Annotated in this window: 10 protein-coding genes and 2 tRNA genes; 5 read left to right on the top strand and 7 right to left on the bottom strand. The window is 71.6% G+C overall.

Translation table 11 applies throughout. The features are described 5' to 3' along the window. Window positions 1-2 precede the first annotated feature (2 nt). Both J7E88_RS17400 and J7E88_RS17395 read left to right on the top strand, forming a co-directional pair. Complete coding sequence (locus J7E88_RS17400) at window positions 3-761, top strand: IclR family transcriptional regulator (protein ID WP_215182000.1); 759 nt, start codon at window positions 3-5, stop codon at window positions 759-761. A 348-nt stretch (window positions 762-1,109) separates the two neighbouring features. After that, window positions 1,110-1,183, top strand: a tRNA-Lys gene (locus J7E88_RS17395). 47 nt (window positions 1,184-1,230) lie between these two features. On the opposite strand, the gene J7E88_RS17390 is transcribed toward J7E88_RS17395, so the two are convergent. The 4 genes from J7E88_RS17390 to J7E88_RS17375 form a co-directional block, all read right to left on the bottom strand. After that, window positions 1,231-1,713 carry a phospholipase gene (locus J7E88_RS17390; protein ID WP_215181998.1) on the bottom strand — a complete coding sequence of 161 codons (483 nt, stop codon included), beginning with the start codon at window positions 1,711-1,713 and terminating at the stop codon, window positions 1,231-1,233. Window positions 1,714-2,207: 494 nt separating this feature from the next. Next, the gene (locus J7E88_RS17385; protein ID WP_215181996.1) at window positions 2,208-2,795 is read right to left on the bottom strand and encodes a lytic polysaccharide monooxygenase; all 588 of its coding nucleotides are present in this window, start codon (window positions 2,793-2,795) and stop codon (window positions 2,208-2,210) included. Window positions 2,796-2,915: 120 nt separating this feature from the next. Beyond that, window positions 2,916-4,118, bottom strand: coding sequence for an SPFH domain-containing protein (locus J7E88_RS17380; protein ID WP_215181994.1), 1,203 nt, complete (start codon window positions 4,116-4,118; stop codon window positions 2,916-2,918). Between the two features lie 78 nt (window positions 4,119-4,196). Continuing rightward, the gene (locus J7E88_RS17375; protein WP_215182180.1) at window positions 4,197-5,489 is read right to left on the bottom strand and encodes a peptidoglycan-binding protein; all 1,293 of its coding nucleotides are present in this window, start codon (window positions 5,487-5,489) and stop codon (window positions 4,197-4,199) included. A gap of 202 nt (window positions 5,490-5,691) precedes the next feature. Between J7E88_RS17375 and J7E88_RS17370 the strand changes: the two genes are divergently transcribed. The 3 genes from J7E88_RS17370 to J7E88_RS17360 all read left to right on the top strand — a co-directional run bounded on the left by J7E88_RS17370 (window position 5,692) and on the right by J7E88_RS17360 (window position 9,513). Beyond that, a tRNA-Lys gene (locus J7E88_RS17370) sits at window positions 5,692-5,765 on the top strand. A gap of 299 nt (window positions 5,766-6,064) precedes the next feature. Then, entirely contained in the window at window positions 6,065-8,947 is a 2,883-nt protein-coding gene (locus J7E88_RS17365; RefSeq protein WP_215181992.1) for a DNRLRE domain-containing protein, read from the top strand. Between the two features lie 20 nt (window positions 8,948-8,967). Then, on the top strand, window positions 8,968-9,513 hold the full coding sequence (locus tag J7E88_RS17360) for a hypothetical protein (RefSeq protein ID WP_215181990.1): 546 nt from the start codon (window positions 8,968-8,970) through the stop codon (window positions 9,511-9,513). Between the two features lie 80 nt (window positions 9,514-9,593). Here J7E88_RS17360 and J7E88_RS17355 read toward each other — a convergent pair whose 3' ends face one another. The 3 genes from J7E88_RS17355 to J7E88_RS17345 all read right to left on the bottom strand — a co-directional run bounded on the left by J7E88_RS17355 (window position 9,594) and on the right by J7E88_RS17345 (window position 11,956). Then, window positions 9,594-10,325: a class F sortase gene (locus tag J7E88_RS17355; protein ID WP_215181988.1), complete on the bottom strand. Its 732-nt coding sequence runs from the start codon at window positions 10,323-10,325 to the stop codon at window positions 9,594-9,596. Between the two features lies 1 nt (window position 10,326). After that, the gene (locus J7E88_RS17350; RefSeq protein WP_215181986.1) at window positions 10,327-10,902 is read right to left on the bottom strand and encodes a hypothetical protein; all 576 of its coding nucleotides are present in this window, start codon (window positions 10,900-10,902) and stop codon (window positions 10,327-10,329) included. 274 nt (window positions 10,903-11,176) lie between these two features. Continuing rightward, window positions 11,177-11,956 carry an HAD-IIA family hydrolase gene (locus J7E88_RS17345; protein ID WP_215181984.1) on the bottom strand — a complete coding sequence of 260 codons (780 nt, stop codon included), beginning with the start codon at window positions 11,954-11,956 and terminating at the stop codon, window positions 11,177-11,179. Window positions 11,957-12,100 lie beyond the last annotated feature (144 nt).

Below are 12,100 nucleotides of genomic sequence, written 5' to 3'. Positions count from 1 at the left end.
CCGTGGCGCTGAAGCCCGAGCCGACCGCGCCGTTCCACTCGGTGCAATACGTCTTGCGCGTACTGGAGACGGTCTCCAAGCACGGTGGCGGTGTCACCGACGTCCAGATCGCACGCGAGACCGGCCTGCCGACCGGCCATCTCGCCCCCATGCTCGCCATGCTCCGCCGCGAGGGATACGTGGAACAGGTCGCCGACGGCGCCTATGTGATAGGCGACTCCCTGGTCCTGCTCGGCTCGGGCGCCACCCGCAAGGAGGCCCTGGAGGCCAAGCTCCAGGACACCCTGACCGAGCTGCGCGACTCGGTGGGCGCCGCCGTCTACATCAGCCGGTACATCGACGGCGAGGTCAAGATCACCCAGTTCGCCGACGGCCCGCGCGCCCCGAAGGTGAACGAGTGGGTGGACTTCCGCTCGGCCGCCCACGCCAGCGCGGTCGGCAAATGCCTGCTGACCCAGCTCGATGTGAACGGCCGCCGCGACCACCTCTCGCGCCACAAGATCGCGCGCCTGACCTCGCGGACGATCACCAGCGAGCGGCTGCTGTTCTCCAAGCTGGACGCCCAGCCGCCGACGGTCCCCGTCCTGGACCTGCAGGAGTACGCGGTGGGCACGGTCTGCGCCGCGGTGCCGCTGACGGCGGGCTCGGCCGTGGGCTGCCTGGCGCTGTCCCTGCCGATCGAGCACGCCCACCGGCTGCGCTCGGCGGCGGACACGCTGAACCGCAAGGCCGCTCCGGTGGTGCTCTCACTGGCGATCTAGAAAGGTCCGGCGGGTCAGGGCCGGACAGGCCCGCGCGGCCGCCTGCCGCATGAAGCCTCCCCAGGCCGTCGGGCCTGAAGGAAGCAGCCCGAGGCGCCGGAGTGCGCCCATAGCGGAGCCATTCGGACATTTCTTCAGCGTGCATGGGACCCTCCCGTGGCCGAAGGGCTACGGGGAGTGCCGTCGCCTGGGGGCACCCCAGGCGACGGCCCGGGGGGCGTCGGGGGCCCGGCCGCGGTCGGCCGGACACCCCCGCAGACCCTGTCGGCCCTCCGGCCCGGGTGGTCAGGAGCACCCCCCGGGACTAGGTACTATTAATGGGTCAGCCGCCGAGCGGCAGACAAAGAGGCGCCGCTAGCTCAGTTGGTTAGAGCAGCTGACTCTTAATCAGCGGGTCCGGGGTTCGAGTCCCTGGCGGCGCACGCGCAGGGAAGACCCTCTCGCCTCGGCGAGAGGGTCTTCGTCATGCTCAGGCCACGGCTGTGCCGGCCGGGGCGCTCACCCCGAAGACCACCACGGCCCGGTAGTACGTCCAGGCCGTGTAGTTGCACGAAGTGCGCATCCCGCGCGAGTACCGGGCGCACACCCGTTTCATGTCCTCGTGGAACGCCGAGTCCAACCGCGACTTGTTGGCGGCGAACGTGCCGGCCGCCTTGTAATTGCGGTAGCCGAAGTCGTGCCGGGCGCAGGGCATCTTGAACGGGAAGCCGAACGGATTGTCCGGGGACGAGGAGCAGTAGTCCGTGGACCAGTCGAATCCGTACGCACTCCAGGCACTCCGGTTGGTGCGGGCGGTCGCCCAGGCATGGTGACTGGTGGCGCCGGTCTGCGTCCAGGAGCTGAGGACCTGGGGCTTGTCGGCGGGCGCGGCCGACGCGACGCCGGCGAACACCAGGACGGCGGGCACCGCGAGAGTGGCGGCCGCGAGAGAGGGGGCAAGTCGGCGACGCATGCAGAACCTCCAGGCTTCGAGCGGGGAGTTGGTGCACGCACGTGGGCCTGTCCACGGCGGCTCCAGAATCCCGCTCGACGCGCGTCCCGCAGAGCGTTTGCGCGCCGATCGGAGGGTGAACTTTCCCCGACGGCCCGTCGTTCGAGGACTGTTCGACGGATGCGTGCCGACTGGGCCAAGGTCTCGGCGGAGATGCGCGAGCGCGGCGGGCACCCGGCGGTGGGTGTCCTCGGCCGAAGGCAGGTCGAGCTGAGCGAGGATGTTGCCGAGAGGCGGCCCGCCGGGGCCGTCCGCTTCCCCGGAAGCCCGGCCGGGCGAGGGCCTGCCAGGGGTTTCGCACGCCCTCCATGGCGCACACGGCAGGCGCGGCACCGGCCATGTGCCCACGGGTGTACGGGGGCAGGGCGGGCCCTACCCCCGTGAACGACCGCCGTTGTGGTCCCGGCCCGCGGCGGACGAGCCGGAGAGAACCGCGCCTGGGGGATCCGCGAACGTCAGAACTGGACGTCGGAGCAGGCGTAGAACGCGTTGGCCGTGTCGTGGACGGTCCACACCGCCAGGATCAGATGGCGTCCGGACCGCTGCGGCAGGTTGCCGGAGTGCGAGAGAGTCGCAGGCGGCTGCTGGCCGCCGTACGGGACGGTCAGGAAGGGCTGCGACTCCAGCGCGGCCCTGGTCAGCGGCTGGCTTGGGTTCCAACCAGCTCTGGTGATGAAGTACTTGAAGTCGGTGGTGCGGTGCCGGGCGGTGAACTGCCACCGGAAGGTGTAGTTCTGGCCGGAGCCGACCCTGGTCGTGGGCCAGGCGCCGCCTCGCGGGTCGTCGAGCTGGGCGAACTGCGACAGTCCTGCCGAGCAGATCCTGCCGTCCGCGGGACCGGCGGCGGGGAAGCCCTTGGGGCCCTCGACGCTCTGCGGTTCCCACTGGATGGGGCCGCAGTTGCTCACGGTGCCGTTGGCGCAGAGCTTCTGGCGGCTGATGGGCGAGTCGGTGTAGCCGTGGCTGCTGGCGCTGCCGGTGGCGAGCAGGGTGGCGCCCGTCACGGCGAGGCCGACCACGGCCGCACCTATCTTCTTTCGCATGCTGGCTCCAGGAAGAACGTGGGGGAGTTCCGTGGGATGTGCTGCACGCGTGCGGTAGTGCCTATTCCGGTCTAGACCAAGTTCCAATGTATTGACGCGAGTTCATCATGTCCAGACCAATCACGAGGAGCGGTTCCCCGTGTCCACGCCGCCGGCACGGCCCGTGTAGAACGCAACCGTCAGATCCTTCACCAGCGCCTTGCGCTCGTAGTCGTCCGGCTCGATCAGCCCACGGTCCGTCAGCCGGCTCACCGTGTCGTCCACCGCGTCGACCACGGAGGTGAGGACGCTGTCGCGATGGCGCGCGTCGATGGCCGCGATCCGCCGAAGCTGCATGGCCTCCGCCACCTCGGGCGCGTAGTCCAGTGCCGTCGGCTGGGCGGTGAAGATCTCGATGCCCGCCGCGGCGCACTCGGCGGCCAGCGTCTTCGTCAGCATGGCGCCGACCGTCTCGGTGTCGCGCAGCGTGGGGAGCGACTCCCCGACGGGGATCCCACCGTCGACGACGGAGGGAGCGTCGGCGGGCAGTTGAGAGAACACCCGGGCCGTGGCCGCCTCGACCTGCTCGCCCAGGTACGCCTCGTGGTCCTCGACACCGAGCACGGCCCGCGCGGTGTCCCTGACCCGCCACACCACGAGCACGACCACCCGCAGCGCCGTCCCCTCGGCGTCGTGGACGGGCATCGGCTTGCTGCGCCAGTGCCGCAGGCGTACGTCCACCCGGCGGCGCAGCACCAGCGGGCTCATCCACACCAGTCCCGTACGCCGCACGCTGCCGTGGTAGTCGCCGCACAGGGTGAGGACCCAGGCGTGGCCGACGGTTCCGCGGCCGAGTCCGCCGAGTCCGAACAGGGCGAGCAGGACGCCCAGCGCGAGCAGACACCACAGTCCGATGCCGATGCCGTGGTACGGCGGCGGGGTCACCCGGAACAGGGCCGCGACCATGTCCGGAACGGCCCCCGTCCCCCACACCAGGGCACCGATCCCGGCCAGCGAGCAGGACCCGGCGACGAGCCCGGTCCAGCCGGGGAGCACGGGCGCCGGACGTTCGAACAGATCGGGGTCGACGGGCGACGCCGGCCGCGCGGAGGCGGCGGGCGCCGGCGGCGCGGCGGAGGGGCCGATCCTCGGCTGCTCCCCCGTGCCCTGCCGCCGGGAGACGACGGTGGGCCGCAGGGCCGGGGGCGGCGCGAGCGGCCCGTTGTCGTCCCGGAAGAGCAGGTGCACCGGGATCTCGGCCGTCGTCTCGCTCGCGATCACGGCGTTGCGCCGCTGGGTGTCGGAGGGCCCGCTGCCCTCCGGCTCCGACATCGTGGTGTTCATGCCGCCTCGTCTTTCGCTCGTTGCTCGTGTCGGCTCGTACTCGTGACGCGATGCGGGGCGGGCCGCCGGCCCGCCCGGTCAGCGGGCGGCGAAGAGCCGCCGCCAGGTCTCGGGGCCCGGGTAGCCGTCCGCCGCGCGGCCCCGCCAGCCCTGTGCGCGCTGGAACGCCTGGACGGCCAGCCGGTCCTCCTCGCTCCAGCGCGCCGAAAGGGCCGAGCGGGCCGAGGTGTAGTACCTGCCGTAGCCGCGCTCGACCAGCTGCCTGCCGAGCCGGGTGATGTGGTCGCCGGCCCGGCCGGGGCGGAAATGGTCGCGCCCGGGGAAGCCGGGCGGCTGCGCCGTGGAACCGCCGGTCACCGCGGCCGGGATGTCCTTGCCCTTGCCCTTCACCAGCAGCTGCCAGGTGTCGGGCCCGGGCAGCCCGTCGGCCTCCGCGCTGCGCCAGCCCTGAGCCAGCTGGAAAGCCCTGGTGGCGCGCCGGTCGGCGTCGGACCAGCGCGGTCCGGCGCCCTTGGCGTAGAAGCGTTTGCCGCCGCGCGCCATCAGCAGCTCGCCTAGCCGGGTGACGTGCTTGTTGGCGGCTCCCGGCCCGAACAACGCGGTCCCCGGGTAGCGCGTGACGCTGCTCTCGCCGCGTCTGCCTGCCGAGGTGACGACGCCCTTGTAGCGGTAGGCGACATAGCGCGCGGAGTGGTTCCAGTAGGCCATGGGCGTGGCCTGCATGCGGGTGTGCGGCTTGGTCTGCTCGTACGCGACGTAGGAGGTGTGGGTGTAGTCGGTCCAGCCGCCGAAGATCGTGACGTGCGAGCCCTTGGTGGGGTCGGCGGGGTTGTGGAAGAGCAGGATGTCGCCGGGCCGCAGGTCCTCGCGGGGGATCCGGTCGCCGAACTCGGCGAGGCTGCCGGTCCACTCGTTGGTCGCCAGGTTCCACGCCATCGACACATAGCCGGAGCAGTCCTGCCGGTAGCCGTCGGTCCAGTACTTCGACATGCTGTACGGCACCTCCGCGCGGACCCACTTCTTCGCGCGCTTGATGATCTGCGCCCGGGTCGACCTCCGCAGGGCGGACTGGTCGATGTCGGGTTGCCCCGAGGGGCCGTGGAGCGGACCGGCGGCACCCTGCTCGGTCGACGGCTCGGGATCCAGGACCGGCGCGGCCCGTTCGGTCCCGGGCACGGAGCCGGCAGCCGCCGCCGTTCCCGCTCCGCCGCCGCCGAACATCACGCCGGCGGCGGTGACCAGCACCAGCGCCCGGCGGCAGCCGTGTGCGGACGGGTGAGGTCGGGCGGCGAGCCCTCGGCGCTGCTGCGCGCATCCGGCGCAGTCGCAGTCACCGGCGGGCTCGTACTCCTCGAAGACCGGCACGTCCATACGCGTCCCCTCCGCAGGACCACTCGGGAAGATCTTCTGACGCTGTTTCACGGGCGTCAGTTTCTCAACTGTCGGCACATTGCGCATTTTGACCGATCTGCAGGCAAAAACGATGATCTGGTGACCCTGGCGCGGCGGCGGACGAACACAGGCCCGGCACGGAGCACCCTCCCGGATCCGGTAAAGTTCTCCAGGTCAGCAGGCGCCGCTAGCTCAGTTGGTTAGAGCAGCTGACTCTTAATCAGCGGGTCCGGGGTTCGAGTCCCTGGCGGCGCACAGACACACGCGAGGCCCCTCGTCCGACGGACGAGGGGCCTCGCGCATTACACCCTTCCGGGCGCGCGGCACGGGCCCGCGACCCCGGGGCGCAGCCCGGCTCCGGCACACCATCGCCGACAAGTGCGATCCACTCTCAACTGCCGCACTCCCCTCCGGAGTTCCACATTCTGTCCATGATCACCATCACGTGCCCAACTCGTGAAAGATCTTGGACGCGGTGCGTTGTCGACTGTCACGATTCGCATGCCAGTTCTAAGGCAGTTCTCACGCAGCAACTGTTCTGGAGGCTGAACCACGTGCACAGATCGACCCACCTGCCCCACGGCAGATCAGGCCGGCGAGCGGGCTCGCCCTCGCGACGCGGACGGTTCGCCGTCCCGCTGTCCCTGCTCCTGGTCGCCGAGGCGGGGCTGATCGCCACGACCGTCTCTCCTGCCGGGGCCGCCGCACCCCGGACACCGTCCGCGGCCGCCACAGCCGCGGAGAAGAGCGCACGGATCACCGAAGAGGCCGCGGCACGGCTCACCGCGGCGGCCCAGGACCGCCGGACGGAGGTGATCGGCGCCCGCACCGAGAACACCACGCTGTGGGCCAACCCCGACGGCACCATGTCGCTGGAGACCCACTCCGGACCCGTCCGCTTCCGCAAGGAAGGCGCCTGGGTCGCGGTGGACACCACACTCGTCAGGAACGCCGACGGCTCGGTCGGCCCGAAGGCCCACCCGCGCGGGCTCCGGCTCGCGGGCGGCGCGGGCGCGAAGGGCGGCACCCTGATCACCCTCGGCGGCTCGGACCGCTCCGTCGCCCTCGGGTGGCAGGGCGCTCTCCCCCGCCCGGTGCTCAAGGGCAACAAGGCCACCTATGTCGACGCACTGCCCGGCACCGACCTCGTGGTCGAGGCCACGAGGACCGGGTTCGAGCAGTTCCTGGTGGTCAAGACCCGAGCGGCGGCCCAGCGCGCCGCGGACGTCAGCATGCCGCTTAGGGCCGAGGGCCTGAAGGCGGTGAAGGGCGCCGACACGACGGTCACCTTCACGGACACGGCCACGAACCGGACCGTGGGCAAGCTGCCGACGCCCGTGATGTGGGACGCCTCGCGCGACCCGCGCGGCCTGGCCGGCACCAACCGGGCGCCGGTCGGCCTCGACGTCACCGCGGACAAGGGCGGGTACACGCTCGACGTCTCCGCCGACCGCGGCTTCCTGGCCGACAAGGACACGAAGTACCCGGTCACCATCGACCCCGCGATCTACTTCGGCACGAACTTCGACACGACCGTCGTCAACGGCGGAACGGCCGACCTGTCGGGCGACGTCGGGCTGCGCGTCGGCCGTGAATGGCAGAAGAACGAGGCGCGCTCGTTCATCCAGTTCCCGCTCGACGCAGCGGTCACCGGCCAGGACGTCCTCAACGCGGAACTGAACCTCTACGCCACCTGGTCCGACTCCTGTGAGCCCCGCGCCTGGGAGGTCTGGGACACCGGGACCGTCTCCGCGGCGACCCGCTGGAGCAGCCAGCCCGCCTGGCGCACCAGGGCGGCGACCTCGACGGCGACGCACGGCCACACCGACTGCGGGCCGCGCTGGATCTCGCAGGACATCACCTCGATCGTCAAGCAGTGGGCCCAGGTGGACAGGGCGGTGGACACCGTCGGCCTGCGCGCCACGGACGAGGCCGACTACAAGGCGTTCAAGATCTTCGCCTCGGCCGACGACTCCGCCCACGCACCGTCGATCCTGGTCACGTACGAGACCCCGGCCGACCCGGTCAAGGACCACGTCGTGTACTGGAACGACGTCCTCCAACAGACCTTCCGGGAGGTCGGCGGCGCCCCCGGTCCGCTGGCCCGGGCCGGTGCCATGATGCACGGCGCGATCTACGACGCGGCCAACTCCGCCAAGTGCGCCGAGGGTGCGGTCAAGTGCCTCGGCGCCCCGTACCTGGTCAAGGCGACCGCGAGCAACGGCGCCGTACCCGACGTCAACAGCGCCATCGACCACGCGGCCTTCGACGTGCTGCGCAACGTCTTCCCCGGGGCGAACTTCGACGACGAGATCGCCACGGCACGCTCCACCATCCCCGCCGCGGTGACCGCGGAGCAGCGCGCGGCCGGCACGTCTGTCGGACAGCAGGCCGCCGCCGCCATGATCAGCGCCCGGCAGGGTGACGGGGCGGCGTCGACAACCCAGTACACCGGCAGCCAGACGCCCGGCTACTGGCGTCCGACGGACGGCAAGCCCGGGGCCACGCCCGACTGGGGCCTGGTGAAGCCGTTCGCCCTGACCTCGGGTACGCAGTTCCGCCCGGCCGGGCCTGCCGGGCACACCGTCATGGACAGCCTGCTGAAGAGCTCGGCGTACGCCACGCAGGTCAAGGACGTGAAGGACCTCGGCAAGAGCGACTCCACGGTCCGCACCACCGACCAGCGCGAGGCGGCGCTGTTCTGGGCCAACGACCTCGACGGCACCTACAAGCCGCCGGGCCAGCTCTTCGAACTGACCCAGATCCTCTCGCGGGACCAGCGTCTGACCGTGGGGGGCAACGCCAAGCTGTTCGCGCTCAGCGCCTTCGCGATGTCCGATGCCGGTGTCACCGCCTGGGACGCCAAGTACCGGACCGACATCGACCTGTGGCGGCCCGAGTCCGCGGTCAGGGTCGACGGGGACGGCAACGCGGCGACGACGGCCGACCCCAACTGGCAGCCCCTCTCCCAGGACCGCACCGGCACCCACTTCTCCCCCAACTTCCCGGCCTACGTCTCCGGTCACGCCACGTTCGGCGCCGCCTGGGCGAAGGCCATGGAGAAGTGGTTCGGCACGGACAGCATGACCTTCACCGCGACGACGGAGGACCCGCACGCCCTCGGTGTGACGCGTACCTTCACCAGCTTCTCCGCAGCCGCCGAGGAGAACGCGGTCGGCCGTGTCTGGCTCGGTGTCCACTACCGGTGGGACGGCACGGACGGCGTCAGTGCCGGCCGGCAGGTCGGCGAGCACGTCGCGGCGACGAAGCTCAAGCCCAACTCGGCCGGGGACTGGGTGAAGTTCGAGGAGCTGCACAACCTCGGCGGCTGTGACGCGGTCGGCAAGCGGCTCGTGGCCGAGCACCGCTGGAACGCGTACCAGTGTGTGGCGGTCTCGCCCGCCACCAGCCCCGACCACGTGCTCTACGTCAAGTAGCCGAGGAGGAGACGGAAGCGATGCGTCTGTTCAACACAGGGTCCGGTCTGCGGCCCACCCGGCTCGTCACGGCGGTCGTGGCGGCGCTGGCCGCCGCCGCGGTCGCGGCGCCCCTGTCGATGGCCGACCCGAACCCGGAGCCGCGGGCCACCACCGCGGCCGCCGAGGCCGGTACGCCCGACACCCTGCTGGGCACTCCCGACAACCCGCGCATATCCGACGGCCCGTACGCGGGCTTCCAGTTCTGCGGCGCGCCGCAGCCGCCGCTCGTCGCCTCTGGCTCCGCGACGCTCGCCGCGACGCTGGAGTCGGTGTCGCCGCCGGGGACCGTCGAGAAGCCCGGCCAGTCGGCCCCCGGCCGGAAGGTCGTCTTCGAGGTCGAGGAGGCAGGCGGAAAGCAGGTGCTGCGCAAGCAGACCGTCAGCGAGACCAGCCAGAACGCCGCCCTCCAGCTGCCCGAGAACCAGCTCGCCGACGGTGACTACCGCTGGCGGGTACGGGTCCAGGACGGTGCCGCGGTCTCGGAGTGGACGGCATGGTGCGACTTCACCGTCCGCACGGCGTGACCGCATGACCGCGTGAACGCGTGACCGAGTGACCGCATGACCGCAGGCCCCCGGCGTGTGCCGCCGGGGGCCTGTCGCGCTCAGGGAGTGACCGGCTTCGATCCGCCGGGCGCCCCCTGGTGCATGCCCGTCAGATACGCGGAGACGACGACGTTCGCCGTGTGGCTTCCGCTCGCCCGGTCGAAGGCTCCGCCGCAGGTGATCAGGCGCAGCTCGGCACGCCCATCCTCGCGGGGCCCGTAGACATCGCGCGCGTCGAACCGCTCGCGGCCGAAGACACGCACGTCGTCCACGGTGAACTCGGCGACCCTGCCGTCCGCCCCGGTCACCGTGATCCGCCGGCCGGGCCTGGCGGTGCTCAGGTCGTGGAAGACGGCGGGCCGCGTCTCGGTGTCCGCATGGCCGACGAGCAGCGCAACGCCCGGCTCGCCGGGCCGGGCGCCCCCGCCGTACCAGCCGACGGCGTCCGGCGTCTCGAAGGGGGGCGGGGCGACGGCGCCCCGCTCGTCGAGCCCGCGCACGACGACGGGAGCGGCCAGGCCCAGGCCGGCCATCTCGACACGGCGCGGTTCAGAGGCGTCGAACGGGGCGTGCGCGGCGGGCATCGGGACGCCGGGCGGACGGCCGACCGCCGCCATGTCGCCGGTGGTGAGCGCCGACCTGCCGGCCGCTCCGCCGGGAGCGCCGCCACCCCACAGCCACAGGACGATGACGAGGAACGCCCACAGCACGCCGACGACCGCACGGCCGGTGCCGGGGACGGGCGTGACGGGTCGTGTGCGCTGCCGGACGCGCTGTCGTATGCCGGGCATCTCAGTCGGAGCCGGCTCGGCGGCGGCGTGCGCTGCGGACGGCGACCGCGACGGCCGCGGCCCCGGCGAGCACCAGACCGACGACGGTCTGGGTGGTGCTGGGACCGGCGTCCGCGGGGTCGACGGCCGCGACGGGGGCGGCGATCGCCACCGTTCCGCCGCCGCCCGCGCGGACGGGCGCCAAGGGGGGCTCGAGTGCCGGGCCGGTGAGCCGGAGCTGATTCGGCTCGCGCACCACCTCGAGGTGGCCGGAGCGGGAGTGTTCCCGGCCGTCGCACCGGACGCGTACGTCGTACGTGCCGGGCAGGACGTCGGACCGCACGCTCGCCTCACCGGTCAGACCGCGGGAACCGCGCCGTGCCGTCAGCTCGGCGTCGGCCAGGAAGGCGTCGGATCTCGCGGTGGCGATCGAGGCCATGCAGCCGGTGGCGCTGATCCCGACATCGTCGCCGGGTGCGGCAGTGGAGGGGGCGAGGACCGCTTTGGCGGAGTCGTCCGCGGCAGCTGCCGTGGCGGGAGCCAGGATCAGTACGGCGGCCACTCCTGCGGAACGGAAAGCAATCGAACCTGCACGCATCGTGAACCTCCTGATACGCCAGAGTCACGCGCGTAGGCCGATTCCGCATCCGCAGAGGTGCCCGCCAAGGCCTCGAAGGGGCCGCTGAGCTGCCCGGAACCTTTCGTCGGGAATCAGGCCGGATCAGTGAGTCCCCCACGCCCGCAGGACGTCAAGGGGTCTGGTGACAGGGGCCCCGCCCGTGCCCGTCAGGACTACGGGGTGGGCCCCACACCGGACGCTGTGGGGAAGCGTGCCAGGGCACGCGAGTTCGGCCGGATCCGAACGAGAGATCTCAAATGCGTTCCACGAGATCGGCGATCGAGTCGACGACCGTGGACGGCCGGAACGGGTAGCGGTCGACGTCGGGCGGCGTGGTGAGACCGGTGAGCACCAAGAAGGTCTCCATACCGGCCTCCAGCCCCGCGAGCACGTCCGTGTCCATGCGGTCGCCGATCATGGCGCTGGTCTCGGAGTGGGCGCCGATCGCGTTCAGCCCGGTGCGCATCATCAGCGGGTTGGGCTTGCCCGCGAAGTACGGGTCCTTGCCGGTCGCCTTGGTGATCAGCGCGGCGACGGAGCCGGTCGCGGGCAGCGGGCCCTCGGCGGAGGGGCCGGTCTCGTCCGGATTGGTGCAGATGAACCGGGCGCCCGCGTTGATCAGCCGGATCGCCTTGGTCAGCGCCTCGAAGCTGTAGGTGCGCGTCTCGCCGAGCACGACGTAGTCCGGGGCGTGGTCGGTGAGCACATAGCCGATGTCGTGCAGCGCCGTCGTCAGACCGGCCTCGCCGATGACGTACGCGGTGCCGCCAGGCCGCTGGTCGTCGAGGAACTGCGCGGTCGCCAGCGCCGAGGTCCAGATGTTCTCCACCGGCACGTCGAGCCCCATACGGGCGAGACGGGCGTGCAGGTCGCGGGCCGTGTAGATGGAATTGTTGGTGAGCACCAGGAACGGCCGCCCGGTCTCCCGCAGCTTCTTGATGAAGGCGTCCGCGCCGGGGATCGGCACTCCCTCGTGGATGAGGACACCGTCCATGTCGGTGAGCCAGGATTCGATCGGCTTGCGCTCTGCCATGTGGCGGACTCCTGCCATGCATACGTGCGTGCTGGGGCGCCGCGACAGCACTGTGGCGACGCTCCAAGACTAATCAGGAAGCCTGGATCTCGACCCCGTCGATGCCCCAGTACCAGTTGCAGCGGACTCCGGCAGGGATGCCGG

This window comes from Streptomyces sp. ISL-10, from assembly GCF_018614575.1.
Lineage (GTDB): Bacteria > Actinomycetota > Actinomycetes > Streptomycetales > Streptomycetaceae > Streptomyces.
This window is presented reverse-complemented; position numbering and strand designations above follow the sequence as displayed.

Bases quoted from the DNA above. Each gene is read 5' to 3' on its own strand.
- J7E88_RS17380 (WP_215181994.1), bottom strand. From the start codon at position 4,118: ATGAACACCACGATGTCGGAGCCGGAGGGCAGCGGGCCCTCCGACACC.
- J7E88_RS17360 (WP_215181990.1), top strand. From the start codon at position 8,968: ATGCGTCTGTTCAACACAGGGTCCGGTCTGCGGCCCACCCGGCTCGTC.
- J7E88_RS17390 (WP_215181998.1), bottom strand. From the start codon at position 1,713: ATGCGTCGCCGACTTGCCCCCTCTCTCGCGGCCGCCACTCTCGCGGTG.
- J7E88_RS17385 (WP_215181996.1), bottom strand. From the start codon at position 2,795: ATGCGAAAGAAGATAGGTGCGGCCGTGGTCGGCCTCGCCGTGACGGGC.
- J7E88_RS17345 (WP_215181984.1), bottom strand. From the start codon at position 11,956: ATGGCAGAGCGCAAGCCGATCGAATCCTGGCTCACCGACATGGACGGT.
- J7E88_RS17355 (WP_215181988.1), bottom strand. From the start codon at position 10,325: ATGCCCGGCATACGACAGCGCGTCCGGCAGCGCACACGACCCGTCACG.
- J7E88_RS17375 (WP_215182180.1), bottom strand. From the start codon at position 5,489: ATGGACGTGCCGGTCTTCGAGGAGTACGAGCCCGCCGGTGACTGCGAC.
- J7E88_RS17350 (WP_215181986.1), bottom strand. From the start codon at position 10,902: ATGCGTGCAGGTTCGATTGCTTTCCGTTCCGCAGGAGTGGCCGCCGTA.